This is a genomic window from Streptomyces pallidus (ex Mingjun et al. 2026) (assembly GCF_051550185.1).
Classification (GTDB): Bacteria; Actinomycetota; Actinomycetes; order Streptomycetales; family Streptomycetaceae; genus Streptomyces.
In genome coordinates this window covers 5,210,068-5,230,885 of record NZ_CP196181.1, presented here as the reverse complement: position 1 = coordinate 5,230,885, position 20,818 = coordinate 5,210,068, and the positions used below count along the sequence as shown (strand labels likewise).

Sequence of the window (20,818 nt, the reverse complement as noted above, 5' to 3'; positions counted from 1 at the left end):
CTACATCGCGAGTTCGTAAAGGTCCTGTGTGGAATCGTGGTCCGCATGACACCGCCGCCCCCTCCACCGCCCCCTCCACCCGTCCCGCCGACGCCGCCGACGCCGCCGGCCGCGCCGCCGCCGGGACCCGGGGCTTTCGGCCGGACCGCCTTCCAGTTGGTGCTGCTGCGGCGGATGGCCGACTTCCGGCCGGAGCTGGCCGAGGAGGCCCGGCGGCGGCTCGGCGGCTCCCTCGCCGAACAGCGGGAGGCCAACCGGCGCTGGCAGGCGATGGTCCGCTCGCCCCGCTCGCGCGGGGCCCTCGCGCGCTACCGCTCGGTGCTCGGCCCACCCGAGTCGACGGCCCCGCGGACCGTCGGCGACCTGGAGTGCGAGGCCCTGCTGTGGCCCCTGCCGCTCTGGCCCGACCTGCGCTTCGAGGTACTGGCCGCGCCGGACGGAGCGGTGTGGAACGAGTGGCTGGTCCGCGCCCCGGGCGCGCCCGGCCCCGTCCTGCGCGCACCGGAGGACCTGCTGCCCTGGTCGGCGACGGTGGACGAGGTGGCACGGGCCTTCGCCCCGGTGCGGCCGTTGGAGGGCACCGCGCCGACCCGGTGGCGGCTGGCCTTCGCCGCGCAGGGGCGGCCCTGCGTGGCCGAGTTCACGTACGGGCTGCTCCAGCGGGTGTCCGTGGACGGCACCGAGCTCGACTCCGGTCGGCCCGGTGCGTGACCCCGGCGTCGCGGATCACCGGGGCACCGCCTCCGCCGGGACGGACCAGCGCTGCGGCCGGAGCCCTGCCGCGCCGCGGACGGCTACTCCGCGAGGAAGGCGCGCACCCCGGCCGAGGTGGCGTCGTCGCCCAGCAGGTCGTTGTGTCCGAGGCAGCCGACCGCCGTGTTGGCCGCCCCGGTCAGCGGGACGCTGCCGCGCGGGCTGACGACCTCGTCGCAGTCCGAGCGGAAGGTCGCGTACCGCACCGCGCCCGGGGTCTCGTCGCCGGAGTTGAGGTTCCGCACCACGTACGAGTTCGGCGTCATGTCCCGGCACGCCTGGTCCCACAGGGCGCACGCCCACGCGGTGGAGGTGCCGTGGTTGGGGCCGGCCAGCGAGACCCAGCGGTCCACGGCCGCGGTGCCGCCGCCGTACTTGACGTACCAGCGGCTGACGAGCGAGCCGAACGAGTGCGAGACGACGTCCACCCGCTCGGCACCGGTCTGCCGGCGGACCTGGTCGACGTACGCGCCCAGCTGGCCGGCCAGGACCTCGTTGACGGACCGGTGGGTGTCGTAGCCCCAGGAGAAGAGCTCCGCGTCGGCGTATCCGGCGGCGCGCAGGTCCGCGCGCAGGGAACCCCAGACGCCGGGGTCGGCGTTGTACCCGTGGACGAGGACCACGGGGCGGTGCGCGGGCGCCGCCGGCCCCGCGGCTCGGGCAGCGTGGGCGGCGCGGGCGCCCGGGAGCAGCAAGAGGAGCGCCGCGCAGAGTGCTGCACAGAGCGGCAGGAGCGCCGTCGGCTTCTGGCGGGGTGTCAGCATCGGCTCCCCTTTACCTTGTTACGCGCGGGTATCGCGGACGGTGCGGGCATGGTGCTGCCTGTCGGTACGGAAATCCACCCCCGTGCAGCACCCGACACCCCGTGTGGCGCACCTCGGCTGGAGCATCCCAACAGGCGCCGTGCCCCATTCGCCCGAGAAGATATGAAATGCAACCGGCAGTCGCCGGTCTTCCAGCATCAGCGCCCTCGGGAGGATCTGCCGTGACCGTCAGTCTTGAGCAGTTGCGCCGCTGCCACGTCGCCGTCGACCTCGGGGCCGCGAGGACCCGCGTGTACGTCAAGGGCGCCGGCCTGGTCGTCGACGAGCCCAGCGCGGCCGCCGTCAACACCCGCACCGGCGCGCTCATCGCCGTCGGCAGCTTCGCCGAGCGGATGACCGGCCGCACGCCCGACTACATCAGGGTCGTCCGCCCCGTCTCCGGCGGCACCGTCGTCGACATCGACATGGCCCAGCGGATGCTGCGCCACCTGCTCGGGGAGAAGCTGCGCCGCGCCCTGCGCCGCAAGCCCCGGCTGCGCGCCGCCGCCTGCACCCCGCACGACGCCGACCCGCTCGCCCAGCGGGCCGCCGTGGAGACGATGGTCGGCCTCGGCGCCCGCCGCGTCGAACTCGTCGACACCCTGATCGCGGCGGCCGTCGGCTGCGGCCTGCCCGTGGAGCAGCCGACCGCGACGATGATCATGGTGTGCGGGGCCGCCGCCACCCAGGTCGCCGTCCTCTCCCTCGGCTCGATCGTCACCGCCCAGCGGATCCCGGTCGGCGGCGAGGCCATCGACCACGCCGTGGTCCAGCACCTGCGCCACGCCCACGAACTGATGCTGCCCAGCCAGGCCGTCCGGCCCCTGCAGCTGGCCCTGCACGGCAACGGCATCACCGACGAGGGGCCCGCCTCCACCCTGATCCACGGCCGCGACGTGGCCACCGGCCTGGCCCGCTCGGTCCACGTCGACACCGCGGCCGTCCGCGACGCCATCCACACCCCGCTCACCGCCGTCCTCGACGGCATCGGCAAGGTGCTGCGGGACTGCCCGCCGGACCTGGTCGCCGACCTGACGGACCGGGGGATCATGATGGTGGGAGGCAGCGCCCTGCTGCCAGGCCTGGACCAGATGCTGCGCGACGCCACCGGCATGCCCGTCGCCATCGCGGAGAGGCCGGACGTGTGCGCCGTGCTCGGCCTCGGCGCGATGCTCGAAGGGAAGGTCGCCCCGATGGTCCTCAACCCGCTGACCGGATGACCCCCGAACGGGAGCTGGTCGCCCCCGGTCAGGGGGCCGGCCTCCCCATGCTGCTGGAGGCGGTCCTCAGCGTCGGGTCCGAGCTGGACCAGGAGGCCACCCTCCAGCACATCGTGGACTCGGCCACGGAACTGTGCGGGGCCCGGTACGGAGCGCTCGGGGTCGTCGACCCCGAGCACGTCCGGCTGACCGAGCTGTACACGGCCGGCATGACCGGGGCCGAGCGGGCCGCGATACCCCGCCTGCCCGACGGCCGCAGCGGCATCCTCGGCGCCCTCATCAGCGACCCGCGCCCGCTGATGCTGGCCGACCTGGGGAAGGACCCGCGTTCGGCCGGCTTCCCGCCGGGCCATCCGCCCATGCACGGCTTCATCGGCGTCCCGATCCGCGTCCACGACGAGGTCTTCGGCAGCCTCTACCTCACCGAGAAGCGCGGCGGAGGCCCCTTCCTGGACGAGGACCTCGCCCTCCTCCAGGTCCTCGCCTCGCAGGCGGGCATCGCCATCGGCAACGCCCGGCTGTACGAGACGGCCCGCCGCCGCGAGCGCTGGATCGAGGGCGCCGCCGCCGTCACCACGGCCCTGCTGGCCGGCAGCCCGGCCGCCGACGCCCTGAGGTGCGTGGCCGAACGGGCCCGGCTGCTGGCGGACGCCGCGGCCGGAGTGATCCTCCAGCCCACCCCCGAGGGCGGCATGGAGATCGTCTCCGCCTCCACCCAGGGCGACCCCGGTGACCTGATCGGCACCACCATCGCCCCCGGATCCGCGGTCCTGGAACAGCTGCTGGGCGGCGAGCCGGTCTTCATCGAGGACTCCGCGACCGACCCGCGCATGACCACCCGCGTCCGCAAGCGCTTCGGCCCGAGCATGATGCTCCCCCTGCAGAGCGGCGGACAGCTGATCGGCACCCTGGCCCTGCCCCGGGGCCGCGGCGGCAAGCCGTACGACGCCGTGGACCGGCGGCTGGCCTCGCAGTTCGCCTCCCAGGCCGCGCTGGCCCTGGTCCTGGCGGACGCCCAGCACGACCGGGAGCAGCTGGCCGTCTACGAGGACCGCGACCGGATCGCCCGGGACCTGCACGACCTGGTCGTCCAGCGGCTGTTCGCGACCGAGATGATGCTGGAGAGCACCAGGAAGCGGTCCGCGGCCGCGAGGACGACCGCGGACACGGCCGGGGCCACGGCCGGGGAGACGAGCGGGGAGACGAACGGGGGCGGCCGGGTCGGGGACGCGGTCGGCGAGGAGCTCGGCCGGGCCGTGGACGAGCTGGACTCCACGATCCAGGAGGTCCGTACCGCCATCTTCGCCCTCCAGCAGCCGCCGGCCGACGTGCCCCCGACGTTCCGCGGCCGGGTGCTGCGGGAGGTGCACGGCGCCGCGGTCCTGCTCGGCTTCGCCCCGTCGGTGCAGTTCACGGGCGCCGTGGAGACCCTGGTCACCGAGCCGGTGGCGAAGGGCCTACTGGCGGCGCTGCGCGGGGCGCTGGCCGCGGCGCACCGGCGCAGCGGGGTCACCTCGATCGAGGTGGAGGTGGACGCGGACGCCGAGCGGATCCGCCTGACGGTGACGGACGACGGCCTCGCGCCCGCCGGTCGGCAGGGGACGACGGTGACGTGGGAGTCGGCCCTCTAGGCGGTGCTCTGCGAGCCGGACGGCGGCCGCTGCGCCGCCCGGAGCGCGATCCGCGTGCTGGACTGGGCCACCCCGGCCTCCCGCTTGAGGCGGCGCAGCAGGGTGTCCAGCGCGGCCGGGTCGGCGGCCCGTGCCCGTACGAGGTAGTCGTACTCCCCCGTCACGTGCACCACTTCGGTGATTCCGGGCAGCCCGGCGACGCGCTGCTCGAACTCCTCGTTGGTGGTGTCCTGCCGGAGGGTCAGGTCGATGAAGACCACGAGCCCGCCCCGGGTGTCGGCGGCCGGGTCCACGATGACGGTGAACCCGCGGATCACCCCGTCCCGCCGCATCCGTCGGACCCGGTCGGCGGTCGCGTTGGCGCTGAGCCCGACGCGGACGCCGAGGTCCCGGAACGAGATCCGCGCATCCTGCTGCAGGATGCCGAGGATTTCCCTGTCGAGGCGGTCCATACCGCGATTCTCGCAGCGGCGGCCGATATTCGCCGCCGCGGCCGCCGCAGCACACCGCACCCTGCCGGGCATGACGGAACTACTGACTCCCGCCCTGGCGGGCACGGTCGCCGGGCTCGGCGTGGCGATGCCGATGGGCGCGATGAGCGTGCTGCTGCTCCAGGAGGCGATGCGCGACCGCCGCACGGCCGTGGCCGCGGCGGCGGGCATCGCGGCCGTGGACCTCGGCTACGCGGCCCTGGCCACCGCACTGGGCCCCTGGGTGGCCTCCCACGTGACCCCGGTCGAGGCGTGGATCCGGCTGGCCGCGGCGGCGATCCTGCTGGCCATCGCCGCGCACGGCCTCCGCGGCGCCGCCCGGGATCCGGGCCCCCCGGTGCCGGGCGCCGTGCCGGCGGGGGCGGGGACGGGGGCGGCGGCCGGGGCGGACCACGGTCACGACGGGGTCGGTGGAGGCAGCGCGCCCGGCCGAGGCGGAGACGGAGCCAGTGGCGGAGGAGGCGGTGGCGGTGGCCGCGCCCGGACCTTCGCCCGCTACGTCGGCCTGACCGCCGTGAACCCCACGACCGCCCTCTACTTCGCCGCCCTCACCACCGCCCAGGCCGCGACCCTGCACACCGCCGCCTCCGCCGCCGCCTTCCTCACCGGCGTCGCCGCCGCCTCCCTCCTCTGGCAGCAGACCCTCGTCGCCGTCGGAGCCCTCGCCGGCCGCAAGGTGCCCGCCCGGGTCCGCGTCTGGACCTTCCGCCTCGGCTACGGCCTCGTCGCCGCCTACGCCGTGAAGGTCGCCCTCCCTCTGCCGTGACCCCATAGGGTGAACCCGTGACGACCCGCCTCTCGGCCCGCGCGGCCATCGCCTCCGTGACCGACCCCGGCAGCTTCGCCGAACTGCCCGTGCCAGCACGGGAGTCGGCCGCCGACGGCCCGCTGGCCTGGACCGGGTACGACGCCTCCCGGACCCGCGCCGCGGACCGGACCGGCGAACAGGAGTCCGTGGTCGTCGGCACCGCCCTGGTCGGCGGCCACCGAGTGGCCCTGGTCTCCTTCGAGTTCGGCTTCCTCGGCGGCTCCCTCGGCGAGCGCACCGGGGACCGGCTCGAAGCGGCGTACGCCCACGCCCGCGAACACCGCCTGCCGCTCGTGTCCCTGATCGCCACCGGCGGCTCCCGGATGCAGGAGGGCATGCTCGCGCTGACCCAACTCCAGCGCGTGGCCCGCCAGTCCGTCCTGACCCGGGCCGCGGGACTCCCCCAGATCGCCGTCCTGCGCGATCCCACCACCGGCGGCGGCTGGGCCACCCTCGGCGCCGGAGCGGACGTCGTCCTCGCACTCCCGGGCGCCCAGGTCGGGTTCGCCGGGTCCCGGGTGCGGCCCGCCGACGCCGACCCGGCGGCCTACACCGCGGAGAGCCAGTACGCCTCCGGGCACGTGGACGCGGTGGTGGAACCCGCCCGGCTGCCCGGCCTGCTGGCCGACTGGCTCCGGATCCTGGCCGCGCCCCGCCCGACCGGGCCCGCCGAACCCCCGGCGGCGCTGGGCGGCGTACCCGGCGCGCCGCCCCCGGCCAGCGGCTGGGACGCCGTACGGCAGGCCCGACACCCCGACCGGCCGCGCGCCGGGGCCTACCTGGACGCGTACTTCACGCTGCGCCTGCCGCTGTCCGGGGACCGGGCCGGCGGCACCGACCCCGGGATGCTGTGCGGCTTCGGGCTGCGGGAGGGACGGGCCGTCGCGTACGCCGCCCAGTGCGGCACGGCGACCCGCCCGGCGGGATACCGCACGGCCGCCCGCACGATCCGGCTCGCGGACCGGCTCGGCATCCCCGTCCTGACCCTGGTGGACACCCCCGGCGCGGCCAACGACGCCGCGGCCGAGCGGGCGGGGGCCGGCGCGGCCATCGCCGACACGTTCGCGGCGGTCGCGGGGGCCGCCGTCCCGGTGACCACCCTCCTCATCGGCGAGGGCGGCTCCGGCGGCGCCCTGGCGCTCGCGGCTCCGGGCAACACCTGGGTCACGCCGGACAGCTACTTCTCCGTCATCGCCCCCGAGCTCGCCGCGGCCATCCTCAAGCGGCCCCCGGCCGAGGCGCCGGCCACCGCCGACCAGCTCCGCATCCGCCCCCAGGACCTCGTGTCCCTGGGTGTCGCCCGCGGCATCGTCGGCCCGACGCCCCGGGCTTGAGCCGGCCGAGGGCAGTACGCGTGCGTCATTCAGCCTGCTGCCCTACGGGATGTCCCGCGGAGGCACGCACCACGGAGTGGCGATGGAACCGTCCGGCTCCCAGCCGAAGCGACGCAACCGAGCGGCGTCCTGGGCCCTACTCAGAGCAGTCAGTGCCCACTCTGCGCACTCCAGGCGTTCCCGGACTGAGTCGGGGCCGTGCAGGGTCCGCAACCAGTGGAGGGCTTCTTCCGCCCTGCCTGTGCTGATCATCAGCCTCGTCGCGCTCGATACGGCGTGAACGGCGTCTGCTTCGGCTGCTACCCGGTACCACCCGACTGCTTCATCGGCCCTTCCCTTCTTTTCCAGGAGTTCGGCCAGTCGCTCCGGTACTCCCCATACGCTGGACGTCGCAAGCACCCTCAGGAGCGCCTCGGCCTCGGCGGTCCGGTCCATTTTCAGCAGCAGCTCCGCACGCTGCCAGGCAACAGCAGGATGCCGAACGCATGTCTGCTGCAGCCAATCATCGGCTTCCTCGATGCGTCCGAGCTCAGTGAGGAGCTTGACCAGCTGTTCCGCCGCCGTAGTGTCTCCCCCGCTTCCCCAGGCTTTGAGGAGCTCGATGGCTTCCTCGACGCGGCCTGCTTCCTTCAGGATCTTTACGGTGGTGCTTATCGGATAGATTGCTCCCGCGCCGCCCTGGCCGGCCAGTTCCACGAGCCACTTCAATAGGGACTCAGTTCCTCCCTCCCGTTCGATCACGGCTGCCGCCCTGTTGGCGGAGAAGAAGTCACCGTCGGCAGCACACTCCCGGAGCAGGCTGAGGCCCTCTGACCGGCGCCCCATGATGAGGAGCATCCGTCCTGCTTCCGCTCGCTGTCCTGTCCGCCGGTAGCCTTGCAGGGCGTCCTCGAAACTCACGCTGTCGAGCACATCAACGAGTGCCTGGTCAAGCCACTCGTCGGGATCTCCGGGATATCCGAGCTCCCACATGAAGTCGGCGCACTCGAGCAGGGAAAGCAACTGCCCCGACCGGGCGCTGCGCAGGCAAAGGTCGGTGGCGCGGTCCCACAGCTCGGCACACGCGCACATGTAGGCCGCGAAGCGCAGCCCCTGCGGGCTGCCCAGTCTGTCCGCCGCCTCGTACCACTCCAGTGCCTCCTCGTACCTCTCCAGCAATTCCAGCAGTTGCGCGGCGTCCAGGGCCGCGGCCGCATTTCCCTTCGTAGCCGCCCGTCGGTACAGGGTCATCGCGGTGTGAGGCAGACCCGACTCCTCGGCAGACAGGCCGAGCCGATGGGAATCGGCAGGGGAGGCGTGGGCCACCAGGCATTCCCACAACAGAGCCGGGGGAGCCTGGTAGCGGCGTTCCTTGCGCCCCACATGGTCCAGCGGGTCGGCAAGGCGGTATCGGATCGTCGTGCCCGTCGGCCGACCGACGCGCGAGCGGATACGTGTGAGCGGGCCCCGGGTACCGCGCTGCGGTTCCGCCGCGTAGGCCAGCGCCTTCTCCAGCCAATCGTCCGACAGCAGCTCGAACTGCAGGTCGGTCATGTAGGCACACGCCGCCTGCTCCAGCAGGTCGAGGGCGATGGCCTCACTGTGTCCGAGCCGCCGCAGGTCCATCGCGGCATCGATTAGTGCCCGCGCGGGCGCAGGAGCATTCAGGCGGCGCTGCAACAACGCCGGGACACCTGCTAGGTACTGCGTGATGTGGCCTTCATCTGCATGACTCAGAGCCAGTTCCAGACGGCGGTCCGTCGTACTGGCCTCGACGAGTCTGCCGAGATCCTGCCCTGCGAACACCTCAGGGACGCGAATCGCTGTGCCGTCAAGGAGGTACCGCGCATGCGCGTGGGGGTCCCGCCCATCCTGGCACGGTTCGGCGGTCAGGACGCTCCAGTACTCGGGCCAGAGCGTCGCCAGTACGAGCACGGGCGCACGACTGCGGTCGCCCAACACTCGACGCAGGGCAGCACCGGCCAGCTCACCCGCGCCAGAGCTGTCGGCAAAGAGAGCACGCTGGGCTTCGTTCAGCCAGATCACGGTCCGCGGGCCGACGGAGTCGAGGTCTGCCAGCAACCTGTCCAACCTACCGGAGTCCAGCGGCTGCCACACCCGCCACGATGGCGGCAGGTATTGCAGCGCTTCCCATAATGCCCGGGTCTTTCCTGTCGACGAGCCTCCGGTCAGCGTGGCCATGGCACTCACACCCCCGACGGCTCGCTTCACCACATTCCGGAGTTCGCGGTCGTGGTCGCGCGGCACGTACGAAGGCAAGGTCAACTGCTCAGAGCCCTCCTCCGCCTCGATCGAACGGTGCACCTCAAGTGTGAACGGATCTAGATCGGCGACGGGGAGACCCAAAGGCTCTATAAGCCGTGCTGCCACCCATGCCTGCCGCACTTGTTCCATGGTGTGGACCGGATCCCAGCCTGCTGCCCGTGCCAGTACGGCGGACACCGAAATGGCGTCGGCCTGCCGGGGCGGCAGCTCCTTGGATCCAATGATGCGATGGATCGTGTCCTTCGAGGGAGCTCCCGGAAGCTGGTCATCTGCGCCGATGAGCTCCGAGAGGCGCGCGACGGGCGGCGAGCCTGCTTCCACGTAGAGCTCATAGAGCAGGTGCTTCAGGTTGGCCAGGGCCCCTGGAGCCGTGCGCGGCCGAGGAATGCTGCGCTGACTCCCGGGCTGATACGCCATGCTGCGATCTCGACTCATCGCGCCATCATCCCGCAGGCCGCTGACACAAGCCGTAGTCATCGCAGCTGGTCGCCGCATCCTGCCCAGTGGCGACAGTGGACCCAGGCGTACTGCCGCTGAAGTGCCCGTCCCCAACATCCGGGAGATCTTGATGAAACACCTGCGCCTCAGTCGCGAGGAGAAGATCCTCGTTACCGCGGTCGTTCTCAACAGCATGGTTACGGTGCTGACCGATCACCTGCTGTCGCTCTTGCAGGTCCTGCTCCTCGGCTAGTGCTGTGACCGTGCTGGTCACAGTCCCTCGTTGATGGCTGCGCTCAGCACGGTCGCTCCGTAGCGGACGGCAAGTTTGTCGTACCTGGTGGCGACGGCGCGTTGGTGCTTGAGGCGGTCAATGCCGCATGACGCGGCTTGTAGTCGTCCCCGCAGCGGCTCCGCGCGAGCCGCGCTTCTGCCGGTTGCGGACTCGGTCCGCCGGGATCGGATCGTTGCCTTGATTCCGCGTCTGCCGTTGTCGGCCGGTTCGACGAAGTAGGGCCGTGCCTCCCGGCAGGCTTGGCAGGCCGGTCGCCCTCCTCGAAGTCGCCACTCGGGTCCGCGTGTATTCGCCCTCCCTGGCCACGACTACGGCTGCGGCGAGCGGGCGTCGTAGCGGGCGAAGCCCCGCCAGCGGGCCGCCAGCAGGGCCAGGACGAGGACGCAGGCGAGGCCCCCGCCCGTGATCGCCACCGTCGGGGAGGCGAGGTCGGCGACGGTCCCGGCGAGGAAGTCGCCGAGCCGCGGCCCGCCCGCGACGACCACGATGAAGACGCCCTGGAGGCGGCCGCGCATCTCGTCCGGGGTGGCGGCCTGCATCATCGTGGAGCGGAACACCATGGAGACGGTGTCCGCGGCGCCGGCCAGGGCGAGGAAGAACAGGCCGAGCCACAGGTTCCGGGTGAGCCCGAACACGGCGACGGCCAGCCCCCACGCGGCCACGGACAGCAGGATCGCCAGCCCGTGCCGCCGGATCCGGCCCTGCCAGCCGGAGAACAGCCCGCCGAGCAGCGCCCCGACGGCGGGCGCCGCGACGAGCAGGCCGACGGTGGTGGCGTCGCCGCCGTACCAGAGCACGGCGACGGCCGGGAACAGCGCCTTGGGCTGGGCCAGGACCATCGCGGCCAGGTCGGAGAAGAAGGTCATCCGGATGTTGGGCCGGGTGCCGAGGAACCGCAGCCCGTCGAGCACGGACGCCCTTCCGCGCGTGCCGCCGTCCCGGTCGGGCAGCATCGCCGGCAGCCGCCACATCGCGTAGAGGGCGGCGGCGAAGGTGACGGCGTCGATCAGGTACGCGGCCTCGTAGCCCCAGCGGCCGACGACGAGCCCGCCGAGGACCGGGCCGAGCATGGTCCCCGAGGTCATCGTCACCGAGTTCAGCGCGTTGGCGGCGGGCAGCTGCTCCGCCGGCAGCAGCCGGGGGATCATGGCGGTCCGGGCGGGACCGCTGAGGGCCCCGCAGACGGCCTGCAGTGCGACGATCGAGTACAGCAGCCAGACCCGGTGGTAGCCGAGCAGCGCGGCGCCCGCCAGCAGCACCGACAGGACGGCCAGGCCCACGGAGCTGTACAGGCCGAGCCTGCGCCGGTCCACGGTGTCGGCGATGGCGCCGCCGTAGAGCCCGAAGACCACGAGCGGGACGAGGGAGAAGAGTCCGACGAGGCCGACGGCGAAGCTGGAGCCGGTGATGTCGTAGACCTGGAGCGAGATCGCCAGGGCGGTCATCGCCTGGCCCATCCAGGAGATGGTGCCGCCGACCCACAGCCGCCGGTAGTCGGGCGAGGTGCGCAGCGGGGTGAGGTCGGCGAATATCCGCGAGAGGCGCCGCGGGGGCGCGGACCCGGGGGCGGGCGTGGGGGTGGGTGCGCTCGTACCGGTCACAGCGGATGATAACCGGCGGCCGTCTCCGGGCCTCGGGCCGGAACGCCGCCCTTCGCGCATACGCAACAGTCGCCCCACCCGGATCCGCGGTTGCAGGCCGCCCGGATCCTTGCCGGTAACTCGCCATCACAGCAGGACATTTGACTGAATCGGCGTGCGCTCACCGCCTGGTGTCGGCTCATGATGAAACGACTCGTATGTCCAGGGAGGCGTAGTGATCGAACCTGGCAACAGCACCACGAGCACCGACAACACGGGCGCGACCGTCAATGCGGACGACGGCGTCCACGCACCCCTGACGGTCGGGGTCGAGGAGGAGTTCCTCCTCGTCGACGCCCGCACCTTCCGGGTGGTCCCGGCCGCCCCCCGTGTCCTCGAGACCGCCGCGGGACTCCCCCACGAGGTCCACGCGGAGGGCACCCGCTACCAGGTGGAGATCTCCACCCCGGTCGCCGACTCGGCCCCGAAGCTGCGCGAGGAGCTGGCGGCGCTGCGGCGCACCCTCTCCCGGGCGGCCCGCGCCCACGGCTGCCGGCTGCTGGCCGCACCCACGCCGGTCATGGCCGTCGAGGGGCCGCTGCACCTGACCGACGACGAGCCGCGCCAGCGCGAGCAGCACCGCCGCTTCGGCGCCCTCACCGACACCCTGGTCAGCTGCGGCCGGCACATCCACATCGGCACCTTCGACGTGGACACGGCGGTCGCCGTGTCCAACCGGGTCAGACCGTGGCTGCCCACCCTGATCGCACTGGCCGCCAACTCGCCGTTCTGGGGCGGCCGTGACACGGCCCACGCCAGCTGGCGCGCGATGGCCTGGTCGGGCTGGCCCTCGGCGGGCCTGCCCCCGCACTTCACGTCCACGGCCCACTTCCGGCGCTCGGTGCAGGCCCTGCTCGGCTCCGGGGCGGCCCTGGACACCAAGATGGTCTACTGGGACCTCCGCCCGTCCGGGCACTGGCCGACGCTCGAGATCCGGGCGCCCGACATGTCCTCCGACATCGACACCGCCATCCTCCAGGCCGAACTGGTCCGCGCCCTGGTGGCCACCGTCCTGGGGGACATCGCACAGGGGCGCCCCGAGCCGGTCGTGCGGGACGACGTCCTGTACCTGGCCCGCTGGCGCGCGGCCCACGACGGCCTGGAGGGCTTCGGCCTGGACCCGTACACGGGGGCCGAACTCCCGGCGGCGGACCTGGCGGAGGCCCTGCTCGACCTGGTGGCCCCGGAGCTGGCGGCCTGCGGCGAGCTGGACCACGCGGCGGAGACCCTGGGCCGCCTGCTCCGCGACGGCTCGGGCGCCCACCGCCAGCGCGCGGCGTACGCCCGCCGCCAGGACCTGAGGGACGTCCTGCGCCACCTCACGGACGAAACGGAGAACGTCTGACCCATCCGGGCCGCAGGCGGGCCACCCCTCCGCCCGCGACCCCGGCCCCCGGAGTGACCAGCGCCACACCCCACGGCCCCGGCACCCCGGGCCCCCGGCCCACCCGAACCCCGGAAAACCAAAGCCGCAGGTGCAATCGTTTCTGCACCTGCGGCTTACGGTGGGGCGGGTGGGACTCGAACCCACGGCCGACGGATTATGAGTCCGCTGCTCTAACCGGCTGAGCTACCGCCCCTTCACGGCGTGGCGCGTACAAGTGTGCGCGCCGTCTGCCGCAGCATAGCCGCTCATACGATCTCCTGCCTCGGCTGGGCCGTGTGATCGGCTTCGCTGTCGGTGGAGACCGGTTTCAGGCCTGCCCGGTTCCACTGACGGGGCAAAAGTTTCGTTCGCGGACAAAAAAGAAGAGGACCCCTCGGGGCCCTCTTCCCTCTGCTCCCCCGACTGGACTCGAACCAGTAACCTGCCGGTTAACAGCCGGCTGCTCTGCCAATTGAGCTACAGGGGACCGCGCTCCCCCGACTGGACTCGAACCAGTAACCTGCCGGTTAACAGCCGGCTGCTCTGCCAATTGAGCTACAGGGGATTGCTGCGTTGCACCGAACGGCCCACCTCCGGCCTTGCCGGGGGGCGAGTGCCCGTTGCGAGTCATAGATTAGCGCAAGCAGGGGGGTGCTCCGCCAATCGGTATCGGCAGCGGGCCGGGCACCACACGACGAAGGGTGGCAGGCATGCGCTACAAGGTCACGTTCGTGAGCGGAGTGGCCCTCGGGTACGTCCTCGGGACGCGGGCCGGGAGGGAACGCTACGAGCAGATGAAGAAGTGCGCGCGGGAGGTCGCGCAGAACCCGGCCGTGCGCAACGTGGCCGAGACCGCCGGCCAGCAGGGGCGCCAGTACGCCGGCAAGGCCTTCACCGCCGTGAGCGACCGGGTCGGGGACGTCCTGCCCGCCTCGGTGGCCGACCGGGTGCGGGTGCTGCGCGGCCGGGCGGGCTCCTCCACCGCCTCCGAGGACGACTGGGGCACGAGCAACACCTGAGCCGTCCGGTCCGCCGGTCCACCCCGGTTCACGCCGCGGTTCGCGCCGCGGTTCACCGCCGCTCCGGGGCCGGTTCGCCGCTGCGGCCATGCCGGATCCGCCGCCCGCCGGGACGGCGGATCCGGGCCTTCCGTGCGGCAGAATTCTCCGTATGGGGATAGTCGCCGGGCTGGACAGCTCTTCCGCCTTCACTCGCATCGTCGTGTGCGACGCCGACACCGGTGCCGTACTGCGCCAGGGCTACGCGCCCCATCCGCAGCCCGCGGGTGACCCGGAGGGCATCCACCCCCACGAGACCGACCCCCAGGCCTGGCTGCTCTCCCTCGGGGAAGCCGCCGGCGGCGGCCTCCTCGAAGGCGTCCAGGCCATCGGCGTCTCCGCGCAGCAGCACGCGCTGCTGCCCCTCGACGCGCAGGGCGCCCTCGTCCGCCCTGCCCTCGTCGGCAACGACAAGCGCGGCCAGGTCGCCGCCGCCGACCTCGTCGAGGCCCTCGGCGGCCGGCAGGCCTGGGCCGAGGCCGTGGGCTCCGTCCCGCACTCCGCACAGCCGGTGGCCAAGCTCGCCTGGCTGGCCCGCAACGAGCCCGACGCCGCCCGCCGGGTGGCGGTGCTGATGTCCCCGCACGACTGGCTGGTCTGGCAGCTGCTGGGCCGGCCCGCCCGGCGCACCACCGACCGCGGCGGGGCCTCCGGGACCGGCTACTGGTCGCCGGCGACCGGCGGCTACCGCCCCGACCTGGTCGAGCTGGCGCTCGGCCACACGGCGCTGCTGCCGGAGGTCCTCGCGCCGGCCGAGGCCGCCGGGATGACCCCGGAGGGGCTGCTGATCTCCGCCGGCACCGGGGAGACCATGGCCGCCGCGCTCGGCCTGGGCCTGGCCCCCGGGGACGCCGTGGTGTCGCTGGGCGCCTCGGGCTCCGTGATGGCCGTCCACCACTCGGCCGTGCAGGAGCCGAGCGGCCTGGTCACCTCCCTCGCCGACGGCAGCGGCATGCACCTGCCGGTGGTGAACACCTCCAACGCGGTACGGGCCCTGCGGGGCACCTCCGACCTGCTGGGCACCGATCTGGAGGGGCTGTCCGACCTGGCGCTGAAGTCGACGCCGGGCGCGCACGGCCTCGTCCTCCTGCCGTACCTGGAGGGCGAGCGCACGCCCGGCCTGCCGCACGCCGCGGGCACCCTGTCCGGGCTGCGGCGCGACTCGATGAAGCCGGAGCACCTGGCGCGGGCCGCCTTCGAGGGCATGCTGTGCGGGCTGGCCGACGCGCTCGACGTGCTGCGCCTGCGCGGGGTCGAGGTCCGCCGGGTGTTCCTGCTGGGCGCGGCGGCCGAGCTGCCCGCCGTCCAGGTGGCGGCCCCCGGGCTGTTCGGTACGCAGGTCGTCGTACCGGCACCCGCCGACTACGCGGCGCTGGGCGCGGCGCGCCAGGCGGCCTGGGCGCTCGGGGTGCAGCGGGGGACGCTGGCCCCGCACACCCCGCCGGTGTGGCCGGCGCCGGCCGCGCAGGTCTTCGAGCCGGGCGAGGACTACCCGGCCTGGCAGGCGGTGCGCCAGCAGTACATCGCGACGCGGGAGCAGATCCACCCGGGCGCCTTCCAGTCGTAGGACCGTGCGGGGGCCTAGGACCCCCTCCTCCTTTTGTCCGGGCTTTGCGAAAACCGGTGGGGTTTGCACGCACAGGTGGCCGAAGATGGGTTGCCCCCCTCGACCGTGCCGACCGGAGCCTGCGCGTGCTCATACGACTTCTGCGGACCCATCTGGGTCCGTACCGCAAACCCATCGTCCTGCTGGTGCTGCTGCAACTGCTCCAGACCAGCGCGAGCCTCTACCTGCCCACGCTGAACGCGGACATCATCGACAAGGGTGTCGTCCACGGCGACACCGGCTACATCCTGCGCTTCGGCGCGCTGATGCTCGGTGTCTCCCTCGTCCAGCTCGGCTGCAACGCCGGCGCCGTCTACTACGGCGCCCGGACCTCCGCGGCGTTCGGCCGCGACGTCCGCGCCGCCGTCTTCGGCCGGGTGCAGAGCTTCTCCGCCCGGGAGCTCGGCCAGTTCGGCGCGCCGTCTCTGATCACCCGTACGACGAACGACGTGCAGCAGGTCCAGATGCTGGTGCTGATGACCTTCACCCTGATGGTCTCGGCGCCGATCATGTGCATCGGCGGCATCGCGATGGCGCTCTCGCTCGACGTGAAGCTGTCGGGCGTCCTGCTGGCCGTGGTGCCCGTCCTCGGCCTGTCCGTCGGCACGATCGTCTGGAAGACGCGCCCGCTGTTCCGCTCGATGCAGCAGCGCCTCGACGTCGTGAACCGGGTGCTGCGCGAGCAGATCACCGGCAACCGGGTGATCCGCGCGTTCGTCCGCGACGACTACGAGAAGGGCCGCTTCCGCGGCGCCAACACCGAGCTGACCGACGTGTCGCTCGCCTCGGGCCGGCTGCTCGCGCTGATGTTCCCCACGGTGATCGTGGTCGTGAACATCTCCAGCGTCGCCGTGATCTGGTTCGGCGCGATGCGGATCGACAGCGGCGGTATGGAGATCGGCCAGCTGACGGCCTTCCTCGCCTACCTGATGCAGATCGTCATGTCCGTGATGATGGCCACGTTCATGTTCATGATGGTGCCGCGCGCCGAGGTCTGCGCCGAGCGCATCCAGGAGGTCCTCGACACCGACTCCAGCGTGGTCCCGCCCGCCGAGCCGGTGACCGAGCTCTCCCGGACCGGGGTGCTGGAGCTGCGCGGCGCCGACTTCCGCTATCCGGGTGCCGAGGCGCCCGTGCTGCGCGGGGTGGACCTGGTGGCCCGCCCCGGCGAGACCACCGCGGTCATCGGCTCGACCGGCAGCGGCAAGTCCACGCTGCTGGGCCTGGTGCCGCGGCTGTTCGACGCGACGGGCGGCCACGTCCTGGTCGACGGCGAGGACGTCCGCCGGCTCGACCCCGAACTGCTGGCCAGGACGGTCGGCCTGGTGCCGCAGAAGCCGTACCTGTTCTCCGGGACGATCGCGTCCAACCTGCGCTACGGGTCCCCCGACGCCACCGACGAGGACCTCTGGCGCGCTCTGGAGGTCGCGCAGGCCGCGGAGTTCGTCTCCGCGCTCGAAGGCGGCCTGGACGCCCCGATCACCCAGGGCGGTACGAACGTCTCCGGCGGCCAGCGCCAGCGCCTGGCCATCGCCCGCACGCTGGTGCAGCGCCCGGAGATCTACCTGTTCGACGACTCCTTCTCGGCCCTGGACTACGCCACGGACGCGGCGCTGCGCGCGGCGCTCGCCCGCGAGACGCAGGACGCGACGGTGGTCATCGTCGCCCAGCGGGTCTCGACGATCCGCGACGCCGACCGGATCATCGTGCTCGACGAGGGCCGGGTCGTGGGCGAGGGACGCCACCAGGAGCTGATGGCCGGCAACGAGACCTACCGGGAGATCGTGCTCTCCCAGCTGACGGAGGCGGAGGCCGCATGAGCGGGCCCGGAGGACGGATGATGGCGGGACCGGCCCAACGGTCCCTGGACTTCAAGGGCTCGGGCAAGCGGCTGCTGCGGCAGCTCGCACAGGACCGGGCCAAGCTGTGGGGCATGGTCGCGGCGGTCTTCGGCAGCGTCGTCTGCACGGTGATCGGCCCCAAGATCCTCGGCAACGCCACCGACCTCGTCTTCGCGGGGATCGTCGGCCGGCAGATGCCGGCCGGGATCACCAAGGAGCAGGCGCTCGACGGGCTGCGCGCCAAGGGCGAGGACGGCATGGCGGACATGCTGTCCGGCACCGAGTTCACCCCCGGTGAGGGCATCGACTTCGGTGCCGTCGGGGTCGTGGCGCTCTGGGCGCTGGCGGTCTTCGTCCTGGCGGGCCTGTTGATGCTGGTGGCGACGCGGCTGTCGAACCACATCATGAACGGCACCGTGTACCGGATGCGCGAGGAGCTCCAGGACAAGCTGGCGCGGCTGCCGCTGTCGTACTTCGACCGGCAGAAGCGCGGCGAGGTGCTCAGCCGGGCCACCAACGACATCGACAACGTCGGGCAGACGCTCCAGCAGACGATGGGGCAGCTGCTGAACTCGCTGCTGACGATCGTCGGCGTGCTCGCGATGATGTTCTGGATCTCGCCGCTGCTGGCGCTGGTGGCGCTGGTGACGATCCCGGTGTCGGTGGTCGTCGCCGCGAAGATCGGCAAGAAGTCGCAGCCGCAGTTCGTGGCGCAGTGGAAGTCCACGGGTGCCCTCAACGCGCACATCGAGGAGATGTACTCGGGCCACACCCTGGTGAAGGTCTTCGGCCGGCAGAAGGAGTCCGCGGCCGTCTTCGCCGAGCAGAACGAGGCGCTGTTCCGGGCCTCGTTCAAGGCGCAGCTGGTCAGCGGCATCATGCAGCCGGTGATGTTCTTCATATCGAACATCAACTACGTGCTGGTGGCGGTCGTCGGTGGTCTGCGGGTGGCCTCGGGCAGCCTGTCGATCGGTGACGTGCAGGCCTTCATCCAGTACTCGCGCCAGTTCTCGATGCCGCTGACGCAGGTCGCGTCGATGGCGAACCTGGTGCAGTCCGGGGTGGCCTCGGCGGAGCGGGTGTACGAGCTGCTCGACGCCGAGGAGCAGGAGCCGGACGTCGCGGTTCCGGAGCGTCCGGAGAAGCTGCGCGGCCAGGTCACGCTGGACAAGGTGGCCTTCCGCTACGAGCCGGACAAGCCGCTGATCGAGAACCTGTCGCTGACCGTCGAGCCCGGCCAGACCGTCGCCATCGTCGGTCCGACGGGCGCCGGGAAGACCACCCTGGTGAACCTGCTCATGCGGTTCTACGAGGTCACCGGCGGCCGGATCGCGCTCGACGGCGTGGACATCGCGAAGATGACCCGCGAGGAGCTGCGCGGCGGCATCGGCATGGTGCTCCAGGACACCTGGCTGTTCGGCGGCACGATCGCGGAGAACATCGCGTACGGGGCCTCGCGCGAGGTCACCCGCGCCGAGATCGAGGAGGCGGCGCGGGCCGCGCACGCCGACCGGTTCGTCCGCACCCTGCCGGACGGCTACGACACCGTCCTGGACGACGAGGGTGCGGGGGTCAGTGCGGGCGAGAAGCAGCTGATCACCATCGCCCGGGCGTTCCTGTCGGACCCGGTGATCCTCGTCCTGGACGAGGCGACCAGCTCCGTGGACACCCGTACCGAGGTGCTGATCCAGAAGGCGATGGCGCGGCTCGCGCACGGCCGCACGTCCTTCGTGATCGCGCACCGGCTCTCCACGATCAGGGACGCGGACGTGATCCTGGTGATGGAGAACGGCTCCATCGTGGAGCAGGGCGCGCACGAGGAGCTGCTGGCGGCGTCGGGCGCGTACGCGCGGCTGTACACGGCGCAGTTCGCGCAGGCGGTCGCCGAGGTCGACTGACCGGACGCGGCCCGGATCGCGGGACGCGGGCGCGGGTACGCGCGTGGGGGCGGGGCGGGATCCGGCGGAGCCGGGCCTGTCCCGCCCCCACGGGCGGGATCCGGCGGAGCCGGGCCTGTCCCGCCCCCGCCGTTCGCGGGGCCGACCGTCAGTCGAGGTAGCCGCGGAGCTGGTCGGCGAAGGCGTGGTCGCGCAGCTTGCCCAGGGTCTTGGACTCGATCTGGCGGATGCGTTCGCGCGTCACGCCGAAGATGCGCCCTATCTCCTCCAGGGTGCGGGGCCTGCCGTCGGCCAGCCCGTACCGCAGCTGGACGACCTTGCGCTCCCGCTCGCCGAGGGTCGACAGGACCGCCTCCAGGTGCTCGCGCAGCAGGAAGAAGGCTGCGGACTCCATGGGCGAGGCCGCGTCCCCGTCCTCGATCAGGTCGCCGAGGGCGACGTCCTCCTCCTCGCCGACCGGCGCGTGCAGCGAGACCGGCTCCTGCGCGAGGCGCAGCACCTCCCGCACCCGCTCCGGCGTCAGTTCCAGGTGGACGGCCACCTCTTCGGCGGTGGGCTCGTAACCGCGTTCCTGGAGCATGCGCCGCTGGACGCGCACGACGCGGTTGATGAGCTCCACCACGTGGACGGGGACGCGGATGGTGCGGGCCTGGTCGGCGAGGGCCCGCGACATCGCCTGCCGGATCCACCAGGTGGCGTAGGTGGAGAACTTGTAGCCGCGCGTGTAGTCGAACTTCTCAACGGCCCGGATCAGGCCGAGGTTCCCCTCCTGCACGAGGTCCAGCATCGTCAGGCCGCGGCCCACGTACCGCTTGGCGACGGAGACGACGAGCCGGAGGTTCGACTCGATCAGGCGCCGCTTGGCCATCCGTCCCATGACGACGAGCTTGTCCAGGTCGAGGGCGAGCCCCAGGTCCAGGTCGGGGGTGTTGCCCAGCTTCTCCTCGGCGAACAGCCCGGCCTCGACGCGCCGCGCGAGCTCGACCTCCTCGGCGGCGCTGAGCAGCGGGATCCTGCCTATCTCGCGCAGGTACTGGCGGAACAGGTCGGCCGAGGGCCCCGTCCCGGCGGGGCCGTCGGCGCGCCGGCGCTGCTCGGGCACCTGCTCGATCAGCTCCAGCACCTCGGGCTCGTCGCCGTCCTCGTCCGCGGCTTCGGCCTCGGCCTCGGCCTCCTGCCCGGTGCCGGGCCCGGGCTCCGTCCGGGGATCCGTCCCGGGCTCGGGATCGGCCTCGGGCTCCCCGCCCTCCGGGGCCTGGGCCGCGACGGCGGGGACGGGCGGGCTCACGTTGACGGTCAGGATCCGGGTCTGCACGGGGGCGACCTCCAGGGCTCCGAGGACGGTGGCACCGCACCTCAGTGTGGGGTACG

At 72.7% G+C, this 20,818-nt stretch carries 16 protein-coding genes and 3 tRNA genes; 11 read left to right on the top strand and 8 right to left on the bottom strand.

Translation table 11 applies throughout. The features are described 5' to 3' along the window. Nucleotides 1–45 precede the first annotated feature (45 nt). The gene (locus ACSHWO_RS23110) at nt 46–711 is read left to right on the top strand and encodes a hypothetical protein (protein WP_438314424.1); all 666 of its coding nucleotides are present in this window, start codon (nt 46–48) and stop codon (nt 709–711) included. 83 nt (nt 712–794) lie between these two features. On the opposite strand, the gene ACSHWO_RS23105 is transcribed toward ACSHWO_RS23110, so the two are convergent. Continuing rightward, nucleotides 795–1,517, bottom strand: a complete 723-nt coding sequence (locus ACSHWO_RS23105; RefSeq protein WP_438314421.1) for an esterase/lipase family protein — start codon at nt 1,515–1,517, stop codon at nt 795–797. 221 nt (nt 1,518–1,738) lie between these two features. Between ACSHWO_RS23105 and ACSHWO_RS23100 the strand changes: the two genes are divergently transcribed. Further along, nucleotides 1,739–2,776, top strand: a complete 1,038-nt coding sequence (locus ACSHWO_RS23100; RefSeq protein ID WP_179172501.1) for a rod shape-determining protein — start codon at nt 1,739–1,741, stop codon at nt 2,774–2,776. Then, nucleotides 2,773–4,407, top strand: coding sequence for a GAF domain-containing protein (locus ACSHWO_RS23095; RefSeq protein WP_438314418.1), 1,635 nt, complete (start codon nt 2,773–2,775; stop codon nt 4,405–4,407). Before ACSHWO_RS23100 ends, ACSHWO_RS23095 begins: the two co-directional genes overlap by 4 nt. Here ACSHWO_RS23095 and ACSHWO_RS23090 read toward each other — a convergent pair. Continuing rightward, nucleotides 4,404–4,859, bottom strand: a complete 456-nt coding sequence (locus tag ACSHWO_RS23090; protein WP_438314415.1) for an Lrp/AsnC family transcriptional regulator — start codon at nt 4,857–4,859, stop codon at nt 4,404–4,406. The two genes, ACSHWO_RS23095 and ACSHWO_RS23090, sit on opposite strands and share 4 nt — an antisense overlap. A 70-nt stretch (nt 4,860–4,929) precedes the next feature. Between ACSHWO_RS23090 and ACSHWO_RS23085 the strand changes: the two genes are divergently transcribed. Continuing rightward, nucleotides 4,930–5,664 carry a LysE family transporter gene (locus ACSHWO_RS23085; protein ID WP_438314412.1) on the top strand — a complete coding sequence of 245 codons (735 nt, stop codon included), beginning with the start codon at nt 4,930–4,932 and terminating at the stop codon, nt 5,662–5,664. A 17-nt stretch (nt 5,665–5,681) separates the two neighbouring features. Then, nucleotides 5,682–7,040 carry a carboxyl transferase domain-containing protein gene (locus tag ACSHWO_RS23080; RefSeq protein WP_438314409.1) on the top strand — a complete coding sequence of 453 codons (1,359 nt, stop codon included), beginning with the start codon at nt 5,682–5,684 and terminating at the stop codon, nt 7,038–7,040. A gap of 42 nt (nt 7,041–7,082) precedes the next feature. Here ACSHWO_RS23080 and ACSHWO_RS23075 read toward each other — a convergent pair whose 3' ends face one another. Then, nucleotides 7,083–9,740 (bottom strand): tetratricopeptide repeat protein, encoded by a 2,658-nt coding sequence (locus ACSHWO_RS23075; RefSeq protein WP_438314406.1) that lies wholly within the window; start codon nt 9,738–9,740, stop codon nt 7,083–7,085. 133 nt (nt 9,741–9,873) lie between these two features. Here ACSHWO_RS23075 and ACSHWO_RS23070 point away from each other — a divergent pair, with 133 nt between their 5' ends. Then, a complete protein-coding gene (locus ACSHWO_RS23070; protein WP_438314403.1) occupies nt 9,874–9,996 on the top strand; it encodes a hypothetical protein in 123 nt (40 codons plus the stop codon). 350 nt (nt 9,997–10,346) lie between these two features. Here ACSHWO_RS23070 and ACSHWO_RS23065 read toward each other — a convergent pair whose 3' ends face one another. Continuing rightward, nucleotides 10,347–11,699 carry an MFS transporter gene (locus ACSHWO_RS23065; protein ID WP_438319243.1) on the bottom strand — a complete coding sequence of 451 codons (1,353 nt, stop codon included), beginning with the start codon at nt 11,697–11,699 and terminating at the stop codon, nt 10,347–10,349. A gap of 154 nt (nt 11,700–11,853) precedes the next feature. Here ACSHWO_RS23065 and ACSHWO_RS23060 point away from each other — a divergent pair, with 154 nt between their 5' ends. Next, nucleotides 11,854–13,023 (top strand): carboxylate-amine ligase, encoded by a 1,170-nt coding sequence (locus ACSHWO_RS23060; RefSeq protein WP_438314400.1) that lies wholly within the window; start codon nt 11,854–11,856, stop codon nt 13,021–13,023. 161 nt (nt 13,024–13,184) lie between these two features. On the opposite strand, the gene ACSHWO_RS23055 is transcribed toward ACSHWO_RS23060, so the two are convergent. The 3 genes from ACSHWO_RS23055 to ACSHWO_RS23045 all read right to left on the bottom strand — a co-directional run bounded on the left by ACSHWO_RS23055 (nt 13,185) and on the right by ACSHWO_RS23045 (nt 13,609). Then, nucleotides 13,185–13,258: transfer RNA gene (locus ACSHWO_RS23055), tRNA-Ile, on the bottom strand. Nucleotides 13,259–13,458: 200 nt separating this feature from the next. After that, nucleotides 13,459–13,531: transfer RNA gene (locus tag ACSHWO_RS23050), tRNA-Asn, on the bottom strand. 5 nt (nt 13,532–13,536) lie between these two features. After that, nucleotides 13,537–13,609: transfer RNA gene (locus ACSHWO_RS23045), tRNA-Asn, on the bottom strand. A gap of 145 nt (nt 13,610–13,754) precedes the next feature. Here ACSHWO_RS23045 and ACSHWO_RS23040 point away from each other — a divergent pair. The 4 genes from ACSHWO_RS23040 to ACSHWO_RS23025 all read left to right on the top strand — a co-directional run bounded on the left by ACSHWO_RS23040 (nt 13,755) and on the right by ACSHWO_RS23025 (nt 19,447). Next, on the top strand, nt 13,755–14,063 hold the full coding sequence (locus ACSHWO_RS23040; protein ID WP_361083764.1) for a YtxH domain-containing protein: 309 nt from the start codon (nt 13,755–13,757) through the stop codon (nt 14,061–14,063). Nucleotides 14,064–14,214: 151 nt separating this feature from the next. Continuing rightward, complete coding sequence (locus tag ACSHWO_RS23035; protein WP_385842051.1) at nt 14,215–15,669, top strand: FGGY family carbohydrate kinase; 1,455 nt, start codon at nt 14,215–14,217, stop codon at nt 15,667–15,669. Nucleotides 15,670–15,794: 125 nt separating this feature from the next. Next, nucleotides 15,795–17,528 (top strand): ABC transporter ATP-binding protein, encoded by a 1,734-nt coding sequence (locus ACSHWO_RS23030; RefSeq protein ID WP_385842060.1) that lies wholly within the window; start codon nt 15,795–15,797, stop codon nt 17,526–17,528. Beyond that, the gene (locus ACSHWO_RS23025; protein ID WP_385842068.1) at nt 17,525–19,447 is read left to right on the top strand and encodes an ABC transporter ATP-binding protein; all 1,923 of its coding nucleotides are present in this window, start codon (nt 17,525–17,527) and stop codon (nt 19,445–19,447) included. Before ACSHWO_RS23030 ends, ACSHWO_RS23025 begins: the two co-directional genes overlap by 4 nt. A 148-nt stretch (nt 19,448–19,595) precedes the next feature. Here ACSHWO_RS23025 and ACSHWO_RS23020 read toward each other — a convergent pair whose 3' ends face one another. Further along, complete coding sequence (locus ACSHWO_RS23020) at nt 19,596–20,762, bottom strand: RNA polymerase sigma factor (protein WP_385842272.1); 1,167 nt, start codon at nt 20,760–20,762, stop codon at nt 19,596–19,598. Between the last annotated feature and the right edge of the window lie 56 nt (nt 20,763–20,818).